The organism is Pauljensenia sp. 27098_8_83 (assembly GCF_041432695.1).
Lineage (GTDB): Bacteria > Actinomycetota > Actinomycetes > Actinomycetales > Actinomycetaceae > Pauljensenia.
On record NZ_JAPWAD010000022.1, the window covers coordinates 1 to 21,035 of the forward strand.

Here is a 21,035-nt window from a genome sequence, read left to right on the forward strand (position 1 = left end):
CGACACGCCGTCTAAAGCACCACGTTTGCGCCTATAGCCCTAAAAGGCCGGGTTCAGCGGTATCACACCGCTGAACCCGGCCCCACATCGACGTCAGTGCGTCCGTCAGTCCTCATTCTCGAGCGCGTCGGCCTGCTGGGCCTGCATGCGAGCGAGGTGCTCGTAGTCGGCGGTGCCGCGCTTGGGGACGTCGCGCATGGGGCGCGCAGGCGTCAGGCCCGTGAAGGAGGCGCCCAGGTTGACCAGTCCACCGGACTCCATGCCGGGGCCGGGCAGCACGTCGAAGCGGCGCGCCTTCTGGAGGGCGTCGATGACGCCTGTCATGTCGTGGTTCTGGATGGCCGCCGAAATCGTGTAGGCGCCCGGGTTGAAGGTCAGGCGCGGGATCTCGATGTCCAGGTGACCGGTCCCCGGTTCGATCGAGGTCGGCACGTAGCAGGCATCCATGCCGTGCAGGCCCCACACAAAGACGCCTTCGCGGGTGTCGATGGAGGCACCGAAGACCGGGGACTCGATGCGTTCCTTCGCACGGTAGTGCAGGCGCAAACGCACGGGATCGCCCGGGTAGACGAGAGACGTGGGCTCGCCGGAAGCGCTCAGCAGGTCGATGCGCTCGATCATGGCCTCGCCGCTGCCAAAGCGCGTGCCGCCGCCCTCGACCTCGACGGCGTGGTGCGCGACGTCGGAGTAGGTATCGATGACCTCGGCGGCCGAGCCCACGTCGACGAGCGTGCCGTGGTCCAGCCATGCAGCCTGGTCGCAGAAGGTACGCATCTGCTCGAGGCCGTGGGACACGACGACGACCGTGCGTCCCTGGTCTTTGAGCTGGGCGAACTTATCCATGCACTTGTTCTGGAATTCCATGTCGCCCACGGCCAGGACCTCGTCGACGAGGAGGATGTCCGGCTCGACGTGGATGGACACGGAGAATCCCAGGCGCACGTACATGCCCGAGGAGTAGTTCTTGACGGGCTGGTCGATGAAGCGCTCGACGCCGGAGAAGTCGATGATCGCGTCCAGCTTGGAGTCGATCTCCTTCTTGCTCATGCCCAGGATCGCGCCGTTGAGGTAGATGTTCTCGCGGCCCGAGAGCTCGGGGTGGAAGCCGGAGCCGACCTCGAGCATGGCGGCCATGCGGCCCGTCGAGGAGATCGTTCCCTTGTCCGGGGTGAGGATCTTCGCGATGCACTTGAGCAGCGTCGACTTGCCCGAACCGTTATGGCCGAGCAGGCCGAAGGTCTTGCCCTGCGGGATATCAAAGGAGACGTCGTCGAGGGCCCAGAACTCCTCGAACTGGGCGCGCGAACGCTGCAGGAACGCACCCTTGAGGGACTGGTTGCGGTTCTTGTAGATGCGGAAGCGCTTGGAGACGCCCTCCACCGAAATCGCGTTCGTCATCAGAGTTCCTCCACGATTCGTGCCGAGAAGCGGCGGAAGATCAGCGAGCCGAGGCCGAAGATCCCGAAGGCCCAGGCGGCGCAGCCGAGCCACACCTGCCAGGACGGCATCGCGAAGCCGTACAGCGTCGAGCGGTAGGCCTCAAGGAAAAGCTCGGCGGGGTTGAGACGGAAGATCGTGACGATCGGGAGGGGTTCGCCGCCCCAGGTCCACCCCTTGGCCGCCAGGTCGGTCTGAACCTTGCCCAGCATCGACAGGGAGAAAACAACGCCGGAGGCGTACATCCAGATCTGGTTAAAGATCTGCCACAGGTGCGAGATATCGCGGAAGTACACCGACGCGATCGACAGGATGAGGCCCATGCCGATGACGAAGAGCATCGCGAGCGCCGTGATCACGATGACCGCTGGGATCATGAGCAGCACGCCGGGGCCGCCGGCGATACACATGATGACGATGATGACGGCCAGCTCGAACGCGAAGTCGTAGGCCAGGGCCAAGACCGAGGAATAGATGAGGACCTGGCGCGGGAAGTAGACCTTCGTCAGCAGGCCCGAGTTGCCCACGAGAGAGTCCATGCCGCGCTGGATGCCGCTCGACATGAAGTTCCAGGCGATGACGCCCACGCCGATCCACAGCGCGAAGGACGACAGCCCCGAGTTCACGCCCTTGTCGGCCTCGCCGCGGAAGACGACGCCGAAGATCAGCGCGTACACGGCGATCGTGGCGACCGGGTTGATGAAGGACCACAGGCGGCCGAGCGCGGTGCCCTTAAACTCCGAGGAGATCGAGCGCTGCGCCATGCGCATCGTCAGGTCAACGACCCGTTTCGTCTCAGACACGGCTTCTCCCATCGCTTCTGTCGTGGTCAGGAAAACTATTCTACTTGCGATCAGCCGGCGTGAGCGCGAGGTAACGCTGCGTGAACTCCACGATGACGACGCTGGGCTTGTATGCCTCGATGAGAGCGGCGACGTCCGTCGGGTTGTCCGTGTCGAGGCCGTGGCCGACCTGGATCGTGTACTCGAAGGTCGCTGCGACCTCGGGACCCAGGTTGTTGCCCTGAGAGTCGCGCACGATGAGCGCCGTGCCGCGTCCGTTCGGGTTGTAGGTGAGTGCCGGCTTGTTCTGGAAGTCGACGGGGCTGGCCAGGGATACCTCGGGCGCGGCGCTCACCTCGGCCAGGCGCGCGGCGGTGTCAGCCAGCTCATCGCGGCTCTCCAGCTGCAGGAGGTGGACGCTGCCCGGGTCCTGCTCGTAGGTGGGGACCGCCCACGGACCCACCTGAGCGGGGGCACCCAGGGCCTCGTACTCGTTGGGGGCATCCGCGCTGGTCACGCCTGAGGGCGACAGGGACGGCAGATCCGCGAGCTGCGGGTTGACCGCGCCCAGGCAGGACAGCGTCTGGTTCCAGGCGACGTGCGCGGCGTAGGGCGACCAGTGCGGGTTGACCGTCGAGTACAGCGGTGCTTCGCTGCCCGCTCGGGCCTCGCGCAGCCCCTCTCGCACATCCACCCAGGCGTGGGTGGGCAGCGCGGAGCGCATGAGGTCCAGGGAGGTCGTTCCCGTCAGCGGATCGGCCCACTGCGGGAGCTTATCGGAGTAGACGTCCCACGTGGCCGGGGCGGGCAGGAACAGCGCCGTCGAGCCCGCCGCGTTGGCTGCGGTCTCGATGCCGCTCATGTAGCGGTCCCACGCGCTCACCTGGCCGGCGGTGGGGCGCACGCGGCCCAGCGCCTGCGAGAAGTTCGCGTTGAAGACGTCGGAGAGGAACAGGTAACCGTCGCGCCCCTCAACGTAGGTGGTCACGCCGGTCATGCCCTTCTCAAACGAGGCCTGGGCAGCGTCGGTCGGCAGGTACCCCGCGGTGCCCGCGACGCCGGGCGTCCACGGTCCCACGTCGGCGCGCGGGGTGGGCGCGCACACCTCGGGCAGGGACTGCGGCGTGGTGCGCGCAAACGACGAGGCCTGGGCGGCGGGCGGCGCTCCCACCTGAGGGGCGGGATGGGTGGCCTTGTACCACACGCCGACCGTGGTGGCCGCGCACGCTCCCGCGAGGAGAATCGCGAGGGGCACGTAGCGGAGGCGGTGCTTCCACGAGCCGGTGGGGACTCCCTCGTCGAAGGAGATGTCGCGCAGGCCCGACTCGGATTCCTTGAACTGGCCGGTAGCCTTCTTCTCGCTCACTTGGTCTCCTCCTCGGCGTGCGCGGATGCCGCTTCGGCCTCCATGACCGTCGCGATCCTGGTCGAGGACAGGGCCGGCGTGACGATGCGGCGGGCCACGGCCTCGTACGCGGGACGGAAGTGCTCGATGAGCTTGTCCATCCATCCGGGCAGGTAGTTCTTCTGGCTCATCGCGGGCTTCTCGATGAGGTGCCACGACAGGTAGGCCAGGATGTGCACGGTCACGACGACCGTCAGGTGGTAGGCGAGCCAGCCGCGATCCTGCAGGTGGAAGTACGCGGCGAAGGCCATAATCGGCCACGCGTAAATGTAGATGCCGTAGGACAGGTCGCCGTGCTTCTCCCAGTTCTGCAGAGGCAGGCGGATCGCCAGGTACATGAGGAAGTACAGGAAACCGTACTGACCGATGATGTTCCAGCCGCCCGAGGCGTAGGACAGGACGCCGAAAATCAGGCCGCCCCACGCCAGGCGCGAATCCATGGGGATCTTGTCGCCGTAGAGCGTGAAGAGCATACCGAAAGCGAAGGGGCCCATGAACATGAGCATGAACGGGTCACGCAGCAGGTAGTTGACGCTGGCGACCTGCCCCGCGCCCATCCACTGCAGGGCGTTCAGGGCGATGAGGGCGAGGGCGAAAGCGCCGCCCACCTTGCGGTTTGCCAGCGCCCCGAACAGGCCGAGAATCGCCACCAAGATGTATGCCTTGAACTCGTAGATGAGCGTCCACGCCGAGCCGTTCCAGTCGCGCGCGCCGTGCAGGATGTAGTACGGCAGGTTCTCGCCCATGCCGGCGATGTTGCGCTGCCCCAGGTGGAGGAACATGTTGTTCACGAAGTACGTGAGCGGGGACTCGGTGGCCGGGTGCAGGTAGCCGGAAATGTTGTGGAACGTGTGCCAGTAGGCGATCGGAGCGAGGATACCGACCGTGAACAGCAGGGCCGCCCAGAAGGCCGGGAAGATACGCAGGACGCGGCGCCACATGTAGCGCCAGATCGTGGCGCGCCCCATGCGCGAGCGCGTGATCAGGAATCCCGAGAAAAAGAAGAATCCCGCGACGGCGACGCCGCCGATGGACTGCTCCTTCGAGATCTGCACGCCCAGGTCCTCGCCGCCGTAGAATCCGGCGATCGGGCCGGCGTGCGAGAAGATGACCATGAAGGCCATCAGCCAGCGCAAGAACCCGATCGAGTTGGACCTGGAGTTGAATGCCTGCGCGACGGACTGGGGCGTGTGCGGGGCCGCAGCCCGGATCGTGGAGGCCAGGCTCATCGCTCACCCTTCATGGATCGGATCTTGTGGGCGAACCCTCGGGCCGCTCGGTACGCCGGCTTGAGGGCATTGCCCAGGCCGGGGGTACGCACCATGATGTTGGTCTTGACGGCACCCAGCAGGTTCGGGACCGTTCCCATGCGCGCCTTGAGGAAGGGAACCTGGTCGATCGCGAAAGCGGGCATCATCGACGAGGTCGCGGCCAGCTTGTACTCGAGGTAGCCGTAGTACACGCCCGCCCACTTCGGGGTCATGACGGGGCGCACGTAGTAGCCGCGCGACAGGACCGCGTAGGCCAGGAGGCGTTCGATGACGTGGGCCAGGGATCCGTCCTTGTAGCCGCCCTCTTCGGGGAAGTCCTCGGGGACGAGGCCTGCGCCGGTCAGCAGGGACAGGGCCTCGGGGCGCGCGATGAACATGGAGCCGTAGGGGGCCAGCGGCTGGTCGTCGTCGAAGGGGACGGTGATGCCGACCTTCTTGGCGAACTCGCGGGCGGGCTGGCGGTTCGCGAACCACGCGTGGCCCATCGTCGGGTACCCCATGTGCGGCATGGGTGCAATGGCCATGCCCAGGCCCGGGTGGGTGGCGAAGTCGGCGAGGATGCCGGCCACGTGGTCGGAGGAGGCCAGCAGGTTGTCGTAGAGGTGCTCCTTGAAGAGCTGGGCCGCGTTGTAGTCGTCCTGGACGGACTTCTTCGAGTGGATCTTCACGACGACGTCGTACTCGCCCGAGGTGAGCACATCGCCACAATCCACGAGGAACGCGCCGATGTCGCGGCCGCGGTTGGAGGACACGACGCGCACGTCGGCGTCCACGCCTCGTTCCTGGGCGCGCGCCTCGATGAGCGCCTTGTTCTCCTCGTTCGAGGTCGTGGCCACCAGGTGGTAACCGGCGGGCAGGACGCTCAGGCGGTCGAGAATCTCGTCGGCCATGTCGGCGTAGAAGATGTGTGCGACGGCAAGGACCTTGAGGGAAGCGGCCGCATCCAGGGTGGCCTGGTCGGCGCGCGGTGAGACGACGGTCGTTAGGCCCGCGTTCGTCACGAGGTCGCGCGGACGCGAGGTGCGCGCGAGGTTCGTGAGGATCAGGTCGGTGTCGTAGCCCGCCCGCTCGGCCAGCTCCAGCATGTCCGCGCCGATGATGGCGTGGCGGTCCAGGTAGAGCGGGTCGTGGAAGAGGTTACGACGCTTGAGGATCGGGCAGCCGTCCGCGAGCAGCAGCGAGGCGTTATCGAAGACGGGGTTACGCGAGGGGTAGTCCTCACGCGGATAGGCCACGACGTGCGTGTAGCCGAGGTCCCCGAAGTACTCCGTGAAGCGCGACTCGTGCCACTGGATGGAGTCGTTGTAGGAGCGGATCGGGGGCATCTCGTCCCAGTACTTGCGGAAGTCCGGGGAGCTGAGCAGCGGGTTGCGCACGGCGATCCAATGAGACTGGATGTGCCGGGGCATGCGGGTGGCTGCCAGGAAGGGGTGGGGGCGTACCTCGTCATGTTCGGTGATACCCCAGAAGTCGACCGCCCCGGCGGCCTCCACGCGGTCGAAGAGGTTCTTCCACGGGTTGATGGGCGCGAAGAAGGTGTAGTTGAAGAGGATCAGCTCGTCGATCTGACCGAGGCGATCCCAGCCGAAGCGCGCGATGCCGTCGCGGTATCCGCCCACGTCGAAGCCGGTATTTTCCCGCTCGAAGACCTCGGTGGCGCCCTTCAGGAGGCGCTCACGCGCGGTGTCGTCCAGAGGAGAGTTGGAGACGACGAGGATCTCGTCGAGGTACTCGCGCAGCGAGGTCAGGCACTCCACGATGTAGTCGTCGACGAGGCCCTGGGGATCGAAGAACAGGAAGATACCGGCGCGCTTCACAGTCTCACTCCTTTGAACCGTCGACGGCCGCCAGGATCTGTCGGATCTTCGTGGCGTCGCCCCACACGCCGGGCGAGTCGTAGGGACGATCCGGGAACGCCCCGTACTCGAGTGTGATGTCCAGGTCGTTGTCGCGGATGTAGGCCTCGACGCGGTCGGCGAGGCTCATGGGTTCGCCGCTGCAGATGTTGATGATGCCGTCGATCTCGTCCTGGGAGACGGCGGCGGCGATCTGGTAGGCCAGTTCCTGGATGGAGATGAAGTCGTAGAGGTTCTTGCCCGTGGTGAAGGGGAAGGTCTTCTTGCCTTCCTGGGCGGCCGCCAGGAGCTTGGAGAAGATCGAGGAGCCGTGCGCGTCATCGCCGACGATGTAGTAGCCGCGCAGCCACTGCATGGTCGCGCCGTGCTGGGCGGTCAGCAGCGTCGTGATCTGTCGCAGCGCGTTCTTGGAGATGCCGTACAGCGATGCGGGGTTGCACGGGGAGTTCTCGTCGATGGCACCCTCCCAGTAGCCGACCTCGTGCATGGAACCCATGACGGCCACGTGGGTGCAGCCACCCTTGAGGAGATTCTCAATGAAGTGGTAATGGGCGGGCAGATCGTCGATGTGGGCCGACGAGTTGTGCACAAAGCCGTCGCGCCATGCGAGGTGCAGGACCACGTCCGGGCGTCCGAGCTGGTCGTAGATGTCAGCGTCTCCGCTGAAAATCTGGGTATCGATGCGGCGCGCGCGCTCGTCGACACCGTCGAGGCGGAAGTCGACGACGCTGACGTCAAGGCCGCGCTCCAGCAGGGCGTGAACAATGTGGCGGCCGATGTAGCCGCCGGCTCCGGTAACGAGGACAGTCTTCACCATGTGAGTCAGTCTATCAAGGCCGCGGCGCTGCGCAGCTCCGCCCCGCGTTGTGTGCCGTGACGCACCTGCCCGCCCGGGCCTCGTCGACGAGGCCGACTCCCCTATCGCTGTGGATGCGCGGCGGTGCGGTGACGCAGCGCGCGAGGCAGAGCGAGGAGGCCTTGGAGGACTCCGCGGGCGACGGGACCGCGACCACCCGAGCGCACGGCGCGCGCAATCGAGCGAGCGATGGCGCGCGCGACGACGCCCCAGGGGGCGTGCTGGGCGGCGACGATGATGCGATTGCGCGCGTTGACCCTCAGGAACATGGGCGAGGACGTGCCGGAGGAGGCGGCGTGCTCGTGGTCGACGACGGCTCCGGCGACGAAGCGCACCTCGTATCCGGCCTCGCGCAGCTTGTAGGACAGGTCCGTGTCCTCGTAGTACATGAACAGGTCGGTACGTACTCCCCCGACAGCGCGCCACGCGTCGGCGTCGATCGCGCACGCGCCGCCGCATAGGCCGAAGACCTCGGGGGCGGGCAGCGGGGAATCGGCGGGGTCCAGCCAGGAGCGGTCATACCCGTTGCCCGCATTGTCGACCTCGTTGCCGGTGGAGTTGATGAGGACCTGCCCGCCGCGCTCTGTTTCGGTGACGCGCGTCCAGCGGCTGCCGTCGCGGGCGACGAGGAACTCCTCGTCGGAGGGGGCGGCGGGGTGCCACCTGCCGGTCAGGAGGATGAGCGCGGTCGTGGCGCCCACGGCCTCGCCCAGGGGGGCCAGGAGGGCGTCGAGGAATCCGTCGCGTACGGTTGCGTCGTTGTTGAGCAGGACGACGGTGCCTTCCTCCAGTCCGGCTGCCCCGGCCATGACGCCGGCGCCGAAGCCATCGTTGGTCCCGGCGTTCACGAGGGACACACGCGCGTGATTGGCGGCACCGCGCAGCTCTCCCAGGCCCTCGCGTAGGACGGTCAGGGAGTCGTCGTCGGATCCATTGTCGACGATGACGAGGTGGTCCCCCTCCCCCATCTGCGGGGCGATCGAGTGGGCGGCGCGCAGGGTGAGCGGCGCGTTCTTCCAGTTGACGAGGATGACCCTCGCGCTGCGCGCCCTCATCGCTCGCCCGCCAGGTCCGCGTAGATGGCGGCGTGCGCGGCGGCGGAGGCCTCCCACGTGTAGTCGCGGGCGCGCTCGATACCGGCGGCGGCAAGGCGGTCGTGCTCGCCCCCCGAGGCCGCTTCGAGGGCGTCGGCGAGGGCCGAGGCGTCGGTGGCCGGCACGAGGAGACCTGCATCATCTCGCGTAATCTCCGCCATGCACGTGTCCGCGCTGGTCACGACGGGAGTGCCGTGCGCCATGGCCTCAAGGACGGGCAGGCCGAAGCCCTCCCAGATCGAAGGGAAGGTGAAGACGCGCGCACCCGCGTAGGCGCAGGCCAGGTCGACGTCGTCGAGTCGGCCGAGGACGTGGACCCGCTCGGGAGGCAAGGGTGCGTCCGTCGGGTCAGAACCCCACCCGGCAGGTCCAACCAGGACGAGGTCGAGGTCGGTGCCGCCCAGCTGCTCGTAGGCCGCCAGGAGGGTGGGCAGATTCTTGCGCGGCTCGCGCGTGCCGACCCACAGGATGTAGGGGCGGGCCAGGCCGTGGCGGGAGCGGAACTCCTCCACCTGCGCCGTCGTGACGGGCGTGTGGCTCAGGCCGTGCGGGATGACGGTGATGCGCGAGGCGTCCAGGCCTGCCTCGATACAGTCGTCGGCGGTGGCCTGCGAGGGGACGATGATCGCGTCGGCGCGCTTCCTGGTGATCTCGAGGGCGCGGTGGAAGTACGCCGAACCGTGGGCCGTGAAATGGTCGGGGTCGCGCAGGAAGGCAACATCGTGGACGGTGACGGCCAGGGGACGCGAGGTCGGCGGGATCGCCCAGGTGGTCGCGTGCACGACGTGTGCTCCCCCGCCCGATCCAACGCCGAGCATCCGGTCCACGCTGGGCATACTCAGGCGGTCCCAGGCGGCATAGAGCGCGCGCCGAGGCAGCGAGGAGTTGAGGACGGGAATGGTCAGTCCCACCTGTTGCGGCGTCGCTTCGCTCGTGCCGTGGCGCGCCGCGATACCGAGGGCGCGCACGCTGCAGCTGGCGAGGCGGGAGGCGACTTCGACGATGTACCGGCCGGAGCCTCCGGGCACCGGCTGCCACATTTGTTCGACGACCATTCCAACGTTGACGCTCATGCGTCCAGGGTAGTTCACGGGCGCGCGGGGGCGGGAACAAAAGTATGAGCGAGCCCAAAATGGAATACGATAAGGGGAATAGCTGTTGCTCCCGACCCAATGGGGATGATCGTGGCCCACTTCGTTTCTCACTCGCATCCGATCCGCGTCCTGCTGGACGGGACCGCGATCCCCGCAGACCTGGGCGGCGTCGGTCGCTATGTCGACGACCTGGTTCCCGAGCTGGTCGACCAGGGCGTGGACCTGACGATGGCCGTCCAAGAGCGCGACGCGGAGCACTTCGCGACCCGCCTTCCCTCGGCGCGCATCATCCCGATCTCCCGGCGTTTCGAGCCGCGCCCGGCGCGCATGGCATGGGAGCAGACGGGCCTGCCCAAGCTGATCCGCAAGGTGCGCCCCGACGTCCTGCACTCCCCCCACTACACCTGCCCGCAGTTCCCGGGCGTCCCCGTCGTCATCACGCTGCACGACGCGACCTTCTTCTCTCACCCGCAGGCGCATTCGCCCCTCAAGCAGCGTTTTTTCACTGCCGCGATCCGCCGCGCGATCCGCCGCGCGGACGCCCTCGTCGTTCCCTCACTGGCCACGCGCGATGAGACGATCAAGTACGCGGGCGGGGATCCCTCGCAGTTCTACGTCGCCTACCACGGTGTGGATCGGTCGATCTTCCACCCGGTTTCCGACGCTGAGCGCGAGCGCGTCAAGGCCTCGCTGGGCCTGGAGGGCCGCGACTACATCGGCTTCCTGGGCACGCTGGAGCCTCGTAAGAACGTCCCGAACCTGGTGCGCGGCTGGGTCAAGGCCGTCTCCGATCGCCCGAATCCCCCGGCCCTCGTCCTGGCTGGCGGCAAGGGTTGGGACGAGGACATCGACCCGGCCCTGGCCTCGGTCCCCGAGCACTTGACGGTCCTGCGCCCCGGCTACCTGCCGCTCGAGGACCTGCCCGGATTCCTCTCGGGATGCGTCATCCTGGCCTACCCATCGATCGCGGAGGGCTTCGGCCTGCCGGTCCTGGAGGCCATGAGCTGCGGCGCCGCGACGCTGACGACTCGCCTGACCTCCCTGCCCGAGGTCGGAGGCGACGCCGTCGCCTACTGCGACATCGACCCGGACTCCATCGCCTCGGCCCTCACGGAGCTCTTGGATGACCCCGCGCGCCGCGCGGCGCTGGGTGCTGCGGCAATCCCGCGCGCCGACGAGTTCACGTGGGCGCGCGCCGCTTCCGTCCACATCGAGGCCTTCCGCGCCGCCGCCCGCATCTGAGCCGCACGGCCCGGAGGGCACCCAAGCCTCGTCATGAGGCATCCCACACCCAAATGTTCACAAATCCGATCATGAGTGGTATGCTCGAACATATAGCACTCAAACAACCTTGTGAACGAAAGGTGGCGGCATGCCCACAACCAACGTCGGCACGCTCAGCGAGCCCCAATTCAACATCCTGACCACACTGGCCAAGACGGATACCCCCCTCACCCAGCGGGCACTGTCGGAGGCCACCGGCATGAGCCTCGGACGCGTCAACACTGCCACCCGCGAATGCGAGGCCGCCGGCTACATCAACGACCGCACAATCACCGACGCCGGCCGCGAGGCACTGAAGCCCTACCGCGTGACGGGCGCCGTCATCATGGCCGCAGGCCTGTCCTCCCGCTTCGCCCCCATCAGCTACGAACGTCCCAAGGGCACGCTCAAGGTGCGCGGCGAAATCCTCGTCGAACGCCAGATCCGCCAGCTCCACGAAGCCGGCATCACGAACATCACGCTCGTCGTTGGCTACAAGAAGGAATACTTCTTCTACCTGGCCGACAAGTACGGTGTCGACATCGTCGTCAACCGCGAATACGCCACCCGCAACAACAACGGATCCCTCTGGCTCGTCAAGGACCGCCTCGACAACACCTACGTGTGCTCCTCGGACGACTACTTCACCACGAACCCCTTCGAGCCCTACGTCTACAAGTCCTACTACTCGGCGAACTACGTCGAGGGCCCCACCGACGAATGGTGCATCAAGACGGGTCCGGCCGACCGCATCACGGGAGCGACCGTGGGCGGCGCCGACGCGTGGGTCATGCTCGGCCACGTCTACTTCGACCGCAACTTCTCCGCGACATTCCGCGAGATTCTCGAACAGGTCTACCACCTGCCCGAGACCGTGTCGAAGCTGTGGGAGTCCATCTACCTGGACCACATCAAGTCCTTCGACATGGTGATCCGCCGCTACCCGGACGGCGTCATCCACGAGTTCGATTCCGTGGACGAGCTACGCAGCTTCGATCCCCTGTTCATGGAGAACGTGGACTCCGAGGTCTTCGATCACATCGTGGCCACCCTGGGCTGTCAGAAGTCGGACATCCGCGACTTCTACCCGCTCAAGCAGGGCATCACGAACCTGTCGTGCCACTTCACGGTGGGCGACGACGAATACGTCTACCGCCACCCCGGCATCGGCACGGAAAAGATCGTGGACCGCAGCGCGGAGTTCGCCGGCCTACGCCTGGCCGCCGAGCTCGGCATCGACGACACCTTCCTCACGGGCGACCCCGCGGCCGGCTGGAAGATCTCGCGCTTCGTGCGCGACGTTCGCAACCTGGACGTCACCCGCCCCGAGGAGCTCAAGGCGGCCATGGAGATGGACCGCGCGCTGCACACCTCCGGTCGCGTGCTGGACCGTTCCTTCGACTTCGTCACCGAGGGCCTGCGCTACGAGGGCCTCCTCAAGGCCTTCGGCCCGATCGACGTGCCCGGGTACTTCGAACTGCGTGACAAGGTCCTGCGTCTGAAGGCCTTCGCGGACGCGGACGGCTTCGACAAAGTCCCCTCGCACAACGACTTCTTCCCGCCGAACTTCCTGGTGGACAAGGACGGCAACATCAGCCTCATCGACTGGGAGTACGCGGGCATGTCGGACGTGGCCGCCGACTTCGGAACGATGACCGTGTGCACGGCGGAGATGACCCGCGAGCGCGCGGCCGCCGCCCTCGAGTACTACCTGGGTCACACCCCCTCCGAGCGCGAGGCGCGCCACTTCTTCGCCTACGAGGTGTTCGCCGGCTGGTGCTGGTACCTGTGGGCGCTGGTCAAGGAGGCTGAGGGAGACGATGTGGGTGAATGGCTCTACATCTACTACTCGCACGCGACACGCACGCTCGATTCCCTGCTCGCAGCCTACGAGGCAGCCTCGAGCACTCAGATCTCTACGGAAGGTGAACTGGCATGAAAACTCAGCACGGAGGCAAGCGCTACGGCTTCTTCTCGGGCGCCCTATGGGGCCTGGACACGGTCGTGTTAGCGATCGCGCTAACCATGATTCCGTTTGACGACTTCGGCCAGTCGGCGCTCGTGGGCGCGGTCCTGCACGACGTCGCGTGCGCCGTGATCCTCCTGGTCTACATGGCGATTCGCGGGCGCCTGAAGGACACCTGGGCTGCGCTGCGCACGCGCCCCGGCAAGTCGGTCATCGCGGCGGCGCTGCTGGGCGGCCCGATCGGCATGAGCGGCTACCTGATTGCCATCGACAACATCGGCCCCGGCCTGACAGCGATTATCTCGACGTTCTACCCGGCCCTGGGAACGCTGCTGGCGTTCGCCCTGCTCAAGGAGCGCATGGCTCCGCGTCAGATCGTGGCGCTGCTGGTGGCGCTTGGTGCCATCGTGGTGACGGGCTTGTCTGCAACCTCCGACCCCGTTAAGGACGGCAACGCGATCCTGGGTATCGTCGGCGCGCTGGCGTGCGTGATCGGCTGGGGGTCCGAGGCCGTCATCCTCACGTGGGGCATGCGCGACGAGGCCGTGGATAACGAGGTGGCGCTCCAAATCCGCGAGACGACCTCGGCGCTGGTCTACCTCTTCGTGGTAGCCCCCATCGCGGGTGTCTTCGGCGACACGCTCCACTCGCTGGCTCACCTGTCCGCGGGCGTGGTGGCCCTGGCCGGCCTGGCAGGCACGGCCTCGTACCTCTTCTACTACAAGGCCCTGTCGGCGATCGGCGCCTCGCGCGGCATGGCCCTGAACATCTCCTACTCCGCGTGGGCGATCATCTTCGCCCTGGCGTTCCCCCCGCACACGATTCCGACGCTCACGCAGGTCATCTGCTGCGTCGTGATCCTCGTGGGCACGGTCCTGGCGGCCACCTCCAACTGGGGTGACCTGCTTCCCAAGCGCACGGAGAAGGTCACAAGCTCCCAGGCATGAGACAATGGCGGGTGGGCGCGTACGCGTCCACCCGCTTTCCGTATTCGGAGGACTTATGACGACGCCCCCCAGCGACCTACGCAAGGTCCACATGCTGTTGACCTACATCCTGTCAGAGTTCGACCGGGTGTGCGGCCAGATCGGCGTGGACTACGCACTGTACGGCGGTAGCGCCATCGGAGCTGTTCGCCACGGTGGCTTTATCCCGTGGGATGACGACATTGATGTCTTCATGCTCCGACCGGACTACGAGCGCTTCCTGCACGAGGCTCCCGCACATCTGTCTGAAGGTTTCCGCATCGATAACCAGACGAGCGTTCCCCGATACCACCTTCTGTTCTCCAAGCTGGGCTTGACGGGAACGGTTTTCCGCTCGCAGGGCGAGGTGAACCCGGACTACACGCCGCCGATCTTCCTCGACATTTTTCCGCTCGATACGGTGCCCGCGGACGCCAAGCGTTTCCGCTCTATGTGCCGTAAGACCTGGTGGTGGGGCCGCCTGTTGTTCCTGTCGGGCATTCCGACCCCCGGTTTGCCGGGCATGGTGGCCTGGAAACGTTCGCTCATTCATGCGGTGACGCGGAGTGTCAACCTCGCACTACGCACCGCGCAGATGTCGCCACGCGGGCTGTACGCGCGGTGGGAGAAGGCGGCGCGCAGCGCCGAAGGCGAAGCAACGGGCACCTATGCCGATTTCACGATGCGTGACCCGTGGAACTGGATCGTGCACCGCGATGAGTTCCTCCCCACGCGCCGCGTTCCCTTTGAAGCGATTGAGGCCTCGATCCCCCATGATGTCGACGCCCTGCTCACTCGCGGTTACGGCGACTACATGCGCGTCCCGGATCCCGCTGATCGTCGCACGCACCTACCGGAGACGCTAGAGTTTGGTCGTTTCGACCCCGATCAGGGCGGGGTGCCGGATCTTCTCGCTTCCCGCGATGAGGAGGATCCTCGCTCGGAACCTACGACCGGTCAGGAGCAGTGAATGCGCATCGCTTTCATCGTCAACAGCTACCCTCCGCGTTTGGGTGGTTTGGAGTCGCACATCTACCACCTGTCGGTGTCCCTGGCACAGCTAGGACACGAAGTCTACGTATTGACTATCTCTGATAAGCCGGGGCATCGACAGGAGGAGGGCGTCGATATTCGTACCGATCAACGCCACTTCCCGATCGCCGACATCATCAGTTTCCCGGCCCTGGGTGCGACCCGCGCGATCGCACGCTTCCTCCGCGAGCACCGTATCGACGTCGTCAGTGTGCACACTCGATTTTTCCCCATGAGTTTCGTCGGGGTGCGTGCCGCACACCAAGCGGGAATCCCGGTCATTCACACGGAGCACGGTTCCGGTTTTGTCGCATCCTCCTCGCCGATCATCGCCCCCGCATCGCGCGGAGTCGATGTGACGATGGGCCGTTACGTGCTGCGTCACGCGGATCGCGTGCTGGGCGTGTCTGAGCAGGCCGCAGCCTTCGCGTCGCGTCTCGGCGGCGTTCATGCGGACGTGTTTTATAACGCGATCACTCCCCCGCAGCCGCACGCGGAACCGATCAAGGACCGCCACCGTCACCTGGTGTTCGTGGGCCGCATGGTGCCCGGTAAGGGATGGGACACGTTCATCGAGGCCGTGGCACAGCTGCGCGCGCAGGGGCAGGAGGTGACAGGCGAGCTGTTGGGCGCAGGCGCAGATCTCGACGCCGCTCGAGAGATGATTGCCGCCAAGGGCCTCGACGGTGTCGTGTCAGCACCCGGTCGAGTGAGCGCAGACGAGGTCCGTACCCGCTTGACGGGAGCGACCCTCGTGAATCCAACGGTCCTGTCGGAGGGATTCCAGACGACCCTGCTGGAGGCGCTGGCCGAACGAGGGCGCGTCGTCACGTTCACAGTGCCCGGCGCGCAGGTCCTCGCAGACCAGGGGAACCCCGTGGTCATCACCGCCGAACGCACACTCGAGTCGCTTGTCTCAACCCTGCGTGACTTCTTGAACAATCCACCTGAACTGGGGGATCCCAGCCTCATCAACGCGTGGACGTGGCCGGTACGGGCCCGCGAGTACGCGAGCATCGCCGAGTCACTACTGGATGGCCGCGCGCCACACTCCCCCGACCACCTCTGACGTCCACCCTGTTTCCCGAGGAGCAGTCATGCCATTTATTAGCGTCATCATCCCCGTCTACAACGCACAGGAATTCCTGCCCCACGCCCTGGGATCCATCGAGGCGCAGGACTTTGCGGACTGGGAAGTGATTCTCGTCGACGACGGTTCAACGGACGGCTCACCCGCCCTGTGCGATTCCTACGCTGAGCGTGACCCCCGTTTCCGTGTCATCCATCAGGAGAACGCCGGAACTAGCGCGGCCCGCAACACAGCCCTCAAGGCGGCCCAGGGCGAGTACATCACGTTCATGGACAACGACGACTGGTGGCGCATCCCCGAGGCACTCACGCTCGTTCACGAGGCACTGACGAGGCGCCCCGTCGACCTGCTGTGGCACATGAGTGCGCGCGCCAACCCGGAGGGCACCGAGATCACGGAGGCCGAACCCACGTCGATCGCCTCCATGATCGATTCGCTGAGCACGGACGAGGCAATCCGAACCATCATCGACAACGAGCTGACGACGAGTGCCGTGTGGACGAAGGTGATCCGCCGCGACTTCTTGACCACGCACGGCATCGTATTCCCGTCAGGCATGCGCAACGAAGACACGGACGTGAGCGCCCAAATCATCGCGCACATCGATTCCGTGGCCTGGCTCGACCAGCGTTTCTACGTGTACAGAATGGGCCACCCCTACGCGCAGACGTCACACTCGCTAGCCGTCTCGACTGTCGACGACCTAGAGCACGTACTGCGCTCGAATCTGTCTGCCGCTCGTTCACTGCCCGAAGGACGCCGCAGCGCACTCATGGCATTCCTCGCACGTCCGATGATGGTGTGGGTGGGCCAGGCCTCGGCCCTGGGACTGCTTGACGAGAAGAAGCACGGGCAGCAGGCGCGCCGCCGCAAGGCATTCATCAGCCAGTTCTTCCTACCCCTCATCTCGCAGTCGCACACCCGCGAAGCGCGTATCGCGCAGTGGGCGTGCCGTCTGCTGGGAGTGCGCGCCTGCGCCCACCTGCTCGGCATTCAATTCCGACGCATGCACCCGGAGCTGGTTGCCCGCTCCACGACCAAGTAGCGGCCCGCCCAGCGGGCTAGCTTCCTCGCGTCATTCACCGAAGGGAGTGTCCGCCACCCACTCGACAGATCGCATGTGGGCGGGCGGACGCTGGTCCTCGGGCGGGACCGCGCGCCAATCACCGTAGTAGTCCTCAAGCAGCTTCTCGGCCTGCGCAGGAATCGCAAACTCGCGCCCCTCGAAGCTGGCAGTACGCGTCGGGAAAAGCTCCTCAGGCCGGATGATATTGTGGCTCATAATGTCGTCGAGGAGCAGGACGTAGCGCTCGTTGTCCGGATTCTCAACAGACGAACGGTGGCACGCGCGGGCAAGCTCATCCTGCCGACGAGAGATGGCGTACAGGTCTGCGAAGCGAGTAATCGGATAGAGCATGTACTTGATGATGCGGCGCAACGTGGAGGTTGCGTAGCGCGGGTTTGACGCCGCGATGTACTTCCACCACACAAGTCGGTGCCCCCTGCGCGCGGCACGATGCACGGCAGGGTCAGTAATGTCGACGCGCTCAAGTGGGAAAATATCCACCCACAGCCCGAGGTTTCCGGCAGATTCGTCGAGGAAAGACTCAACCGCCCGGGTTCGGGTATCAACGAGCTTGCAGTAAGAGTTAATCGAGGTTCGATCACGATAACTGACGAGGCTGTAGTGCTCCCCGAGAGCCCCCTGCTTCCACAGGTCGTAGAGCTTCTCGTAGTCATCGCGGGGCATATAGACATCAATGTCGTCATCCCAGGGGATGAACCCGCTGTGGCGCATCGCCCCAATGAGAGTGCCATACGCGAGCGCATAGGACAGCTGGTGCTCGCGGCACACGCGGTCCAGTTCTGTGAGAATGTCCAGTTCAACCGCCTTCACCTGGCGCGCCTCAAGCTGGGTCATGGAGCCTCTTTCATCGTTCATCCGATGGCTTACGAACTGCCCTCTAGAGTAGTACAAGCTGCGGGTGAGAGGACAGGAGTACGGGCCCGAGCAATAGCCGGTCACGCCCAGCACGTCCTGTTGTCTGCGTCTGCTCTATGCGCCGGTGGGCGGCGGCCCGCCCGCTCGCCGTCCGCGAGGCACCCAGCCGCCAGACCTCCGTGCGGCGCACCCCGCCAGACCTCCCGTGCGGCGCGAGGCCTGCCCGCCCGCTCGCCGTCCACGCCGCGAGCTTCGCTCGGCGCGTCGCCTCGAAGCCCGGCCAGGCCCTGCAGGCCTCGCACCCCCCTCCGATCGGGCCGCCGCCCTTCGGCACCGCAGATACATCCCCCGCAGGCCTCGCACCCCTCCGATCGGGCGACCATGACCACCGGCACCGCAACCTCCATCCCAACGAGCTTCGCTCGGCGCACCCCGCCAGACCTCCGCGCGGCGCGAGGCCTGCCAGATCTCCGTGCGGTGCGAGGCCTGCCCGCCCGCTCGCCGTCCACGCCGCGAGCTTCGCTCGGCGCGTCGCCTCGAAGCCCGGCCAGGCCCTGCAGGCCTCGCACCACCCTCCGATCGGGCAGTCTCACCCGATGAGCGGGACAAAACTCCCCCTGCTCCGCACGTCAAATGCACAACCGGGACAAAACTCTCCCCACACGAAACCCCGGCGGGCCAAACCGGTATAAAACTCTCCCAGCAGGCGGCCCCGATGGACCCACCCGGGACAAAACTCTCCCAACACACCACAAAACGGCGATACCAAGCCATTTCTCGCTTGCAGGGAGAACTTCTTCACGCCTACGGCAGAGGCAAGCCGAGCAGGGAGAACTTTGTACCGCACACAGGACCACCTCCGGGACAAAACTCTCCCCACACGAAACCCGGCGGGCCAAACCGGTATAAAACTCTCCCAGCAGGCGGCCCCGATGGACCCACCCGGGACAAAACTCTCCCAACACGAAACCCCGGCAGTAGTGTCCCGCATAGTGGTGTAACCGTGTGGTGGTCGGCCCGTTTGATATGGGTGCGGTCACCGTGTGATCCTTCGAGAAAGCTCTCTACTTCTGACTCGAAACGATTTGGAGGCACAACGATGACCGCTCCTCATATTATCACCCCAGCTGGCCTGCTTGGCCAGGCGTTATCCCAGGCGTCCCCGGATTTGATGCGTTCCCTGCTCCAGCACGTGATTAACGCGTTGCTCTCAGCGGACGCTGACACCGTGTGCGGGACCCAGTGGAACAGCCTAGCCGCCCGACCGGGCACTCGGACGCGAATAATTCCTTCTCAGGAGTAGTCCTTCTGGAACTTCAGTTCCAGTTCCTCCAGCGAGTGGAACTTCGTCTCGGGAACGACCTTCCAGTAGAAGAGGAAGGAGAAGAAGTTGATGACCGCGAAGATCGCGTACGTGCCCGCGCCACCGACGGTCGCCATGAGCGGTGGGAAAATAACGGCGACGAGCGCGTTGGCAAGCCACAGAGTACCCACCGCAATGCCGAGGGCAGTACCACGAACAGCGGCCGGGTAGATCTCGGAGACGAGAACCCAGGACACCGTTCCAGACTGCTTGATGAACACGAAGATACAGACGATGCCAAGAACCAGCCAGGGCGCAAAGGTCGGGGCACCCGAGATGTTGCCGTCAGCGCCCAAGTAGGGGCTGATGAAGAAGGCAAACACGGCAGACAGCGCAGCCAGGGAAATGGTAATGCCAAGCTCCTGATACATGCCCACGTGCCGACGGGCGAAGCGGGCGACGAGCCACAGGCCGACGGCGGAACCGATTGCGGAAATGCCCCCGGAGACGACGTTCAGGGTGATGGCGTCTTCCATCGGAATGCCCGCGGCGTTGAGGATCTTCGGCGTGTAGTACATCGCCGTGTTGATGCCGGTCAGCTGGTCGGCGATACCGAGGATGATGCCGATGTAGAGAAGTTTGCGGGCCCACTTCACTTTGAGGATCCGCGACAGCGACCACTTTTCCTGAGCGGACTCGGCGCGCTGGACATCAAGCATCTCGTTGATTTCACTGGCAACATCGTCTTTCTTCTCATCGCGCACGCGCTTGAGGGAACCGATGGCCTCGACGATGCGTAGGTTGGCGGCATACCAGCGCGAGGACTCAGGCACCGTACGAATACCAATCCACAAGGCAATGGCGGGCAGCGAGCACAGGATGAGCATGTAGCGCCAGGTCAGACCATTACCCGCGCCGGTAACATCAGCGATGTTGACAGCGGTCTGGACGGCCTCCCACGCGACGGACGTGCCAGCATGGCCAAGCACATTCCCCGAAGCATCCACGGCATCACCGGTCAGGGTTACGGTAGGGCCGCCCTGCACACGAGCGATGACAGCGTTCATCGAGAAGGCCAGGAATTGGCCGAAGACGATCATCATCTGATCCGTCGCGACAAAGAAACCACGCAGCCGTTTGGGCGCAGTCTCACTGAGGAAAACGGGAACCGTCGCGGAAGCGCCACCAACCGCGAACCCGAGGACGATACGCGCCAGGTAGAGGACCCAGATGTTCGGGGCAATCGCACAGCCTATGGCGCCGAATAGGAAAATAATGGCCAGCAGCGTGATGTTATGGCGGCGACCAAAGCGGTCGGAGAGGCGTCCGCCGAAGAACGCGCCGGCGGCGGCACCAATGCACAGTAGGCCGCCGACCCAGCCTTCTTCGAAGGTGGTCATGTGCAGGCCACCGGCTCCTCCGGGCATGTACATGTATGGCAGGGCACCAGCGACGACGCCGGTGTCATAGCCGAAGAGGAGGGAGCCCAGCGTCGCGATGGCAGCAATTGCGCCCAGGGAGCACTTCGCACCGGAAGCAGGGGTCTTCTCGACGAGCTCGCGCACCCTGTCGGGTGTGTAGTCGTCAATCGTGGGAGTGTGTGGCATATGGTTCTCCTCTGCACTTCCTCGTCGGAGCGATCCGAATGAACGAGAGATCACCCATAGCATAATGCCGCG

General features: G+C 65.5%; 16 protein-coding genes and 1 pseudogene. 7 read left to right on the forward strand and 10 right to left on the reverse strand.

What is annotated here, in order from left to right:
- Nucleotides 1–105: 105 nt before the first annotated feature.
- The 8 genes from O3656_RS08225 to O3656_RS08260 all read right to left on the reverse strand — a co-directional run bounded on the left by O3656_RS08225 (nucleotide 106) and on the right by O3656_RS08260 (nucleotide 9,774).
- Nucleotides 106–1,398, reverse strand: a complete 1,293-nt coding sequence (locus tag O3656_RS08225; protein ID WP_500063501.1) for an ABC transporter ATP-binding protein — start codon at nucleotides 1,396–1,398, stop codon at nucleotides 106–108.
- Entirely contained in the window at nucleotides 1,398–2,240 is an 843-nt protein-coding gene (locus O3656_RS08230; RefSeq protein ID WP_500063502.1) for an ABC transporter permease, read from the reverse strand. Before O3656_RS08230 ends, O3656_RS08225 begins: the two co-directional genes overlap by 1 nt.
- 40 nt (nucleotides 2,241–2,280) lie before the next feature.
- Nucleotides 2,281–3,585: an alginate O-acetyltransferase AlgX-related protein gene (locus O3656_RS08235; RefSeq protein ID WP_500063503.1), complete on the reverse strand. Its 1,305-nt coding sequence runs from the start codon at nucleotides 3,583–3,585 to the stop codon at nucleotides 2,281–2,283.
- On the reverse strand, nucleotides 3,582–4,853 hold the full coding sequence (locus tag O3656_RS08240; protein WP_500063504.1) for an acyltransferase family protein: 1,272 nt from the start codon (nucleotides 4,851–4,853) through the stop codon (nucleotides 3,582–3,584). The genes O3656_RS08235 and O3656_RS08240 overlap by 4 nt, the downstream gene beginning before the upstream one ends.
- Complete coding sequence (locus O3656_RS08245) at nucleotides 4,850–6,712, reverse strand: rhamnan synthesis F family protein (RefSeq protein ID WP_500063505.1); 1,863 nt, start codon at nucleotides 6,710–6,712, stop codon at nucleotides 4,850–4,852. Before O3656_RS08245 ends, O3656_RS08240 begins: the two co-directional genes overlap by 4 nt.
- A 4-nt stretch (nucleotides 6,713–6,716) precedes the next feature.
- Nucleotides 6,717–7,568, reverse strand: a complete 852-nt coding sequence (locus O3656_RS08250) for an NAD-dependent epimerase/dehydratase family protein (RefSeq protein ID WP_500063506.1) — start codon at nucleotides 7,566–7,568, stop codon at nucleotides 6,717–6,719.
- 101 nt (nucleotides 7,569–7,669) lie between these two features.
- Entirely contained in the window at nucleotides 7,670–8,662 is a 993-nt protein-coding gene (locus O3656_RS08255) for a glycosyltransferase family 2 protein (protein WP_500063507.1), read from the reverse strand.
- Nucleotides 8,659–9,774 (reverse strand): glycosyltransferase family 4 protein, encoded by a 1,116-nt coding sequence (locus O3656_RS08260; RefSeq protein WP_500063509.1) that lies wholly within the window; start codon nucleotides 9,772–9,774, stop codon nucleotides 8,659–8,661. Before O3656_RS08260 ends, O3656_RS08255 begins: the two co-directional genes overlap by 4 nt.
- 99 nt (nucleotides 9,775–9,873) lie before the next feature.
- Here O3656_RS08260 and O3656_RS08265 point away from each other — a divergent pair, with 99 nt between their 5' ends.
- The 6 genes from O3656_RS08265 to O3656_RS08290 all read left to right on the forward strand — a co-directional run bounded on the left by O3656_RS08265 (nucleotide 9,874) and on the right by O3656_RS08290 (nucleotide 17,156).
- Nucleotides 9,874–11,037, forward strand: coding sequence for a glycosyltransferase family 4 protein (locus O3656_RS08265; RefSeq protein WP_500063510.1), 1,164 nt, complete (start codon nucleotides 9,874–9,876; stop codon nucleotides 11,035–11,037).
- A gap of 130 nt (nucleotides 11,038–11,167) precedes the next feature.
- A complete protein-coding gene (locus tag O3656_RS08270; RefSeq protein ID WP_500063512.1) occupies nucleotides 11,168–12,997 on the forward strand; it encodes a phosphotransferase in 1,830 nt (609 codons plus the stop codon).
- A complete protein-coding gene (locus O3656_RS08275; protein ID WP_500063513.1) occupies nucleotides 12,994–13,971 on the forward strand; it encodes a DMT family transporter in 978 nt (325 codons plus the stop codon). Before O3656_RS08270 ends, O3656_RS08275 begins: the two co-directional genes overlap by 4 nt.
- 55 nt (nucleotides 13,972–14,026) lie before the next feature.
- Complete coding sequence (locus O3656_RS08280) at nucleotides 14,027–14,959, forward strand: LicD family protein (protein ID WP_500063514.1); 933 nt, start codon at nucleotides 14,027–14,029, stop codon at nucleotides 14,957–14,959.
- Nucleotides 14,960–16,090 (forward strand): glycosyltransferase family 4 protein, encoded by a 1,131-nt coding sequence (locus O3656_RS08285; RefSeq protein WP_500063515.1) that lies wholly within the window; start codon nucleotides 14,960–14,962, stop codon nucleotides 16,088–16,090.
- Nucleotides 16,091–16,118: 28 nt separating this feature from the next.
- On the forward strand, nucleotides 16,119–17,156 hold the full coding sequence (locus O3656_RS08290; protein WP_500063516.1) for a glycosyltransferase family 2 protein: 1,038 nt from the start codon (nucleotides 16,119–16,121) through the stop codon (nucleotides 17,154–17,156).
- Nucleotides 17,157–17,186: 30 nt separating this feature from the next.
- On the opposite strand, the gene O3656_RS08295 is transcribed toward O3656_RS08290, so the two are convergent.
- Nucleotides 17,187–18,032: a LicD family protein gene (locus O3656_RS08295; protein WP_500063517.1), complete on the reverse strand. Its 846-nt coding sequence runs from the start codon at nucleotides 18,030–18,032 to the stop codon at nucleotides 17,187–17,189.
- Between the two features lie 1,120 nt (nucleotides 18,033–19,152).
- Between O3656_RS08295 and O3656_RS08300 the strand changes: the two are divergent.
- Nucleotides 19,153–19,335 (forward strand): annotated as a pseudogene (locus O3656_RS08300) (IS256 family transposase); the annotation flags it as partial.
- Between the two features lie 11 nt (nucleotides 19,336–19,346).
- Here the strand turns inward: O3656_RS08300 and O3656_RS08305 are convergent.
- Nucleotides 19,347–20,963: an MFS transporter gene (locus O3656_RS08305; RefSeq protein WP_500063519.1), complete on the reverse strand. Its 1,617-nt coding sequence runs from the start codon at nucleotides 20,961–20,963 to the stop codon at nucleotides 19,347–19,349.
- Nucleotides 20,964–21,035: the final 72 nt, after the last annotated feature.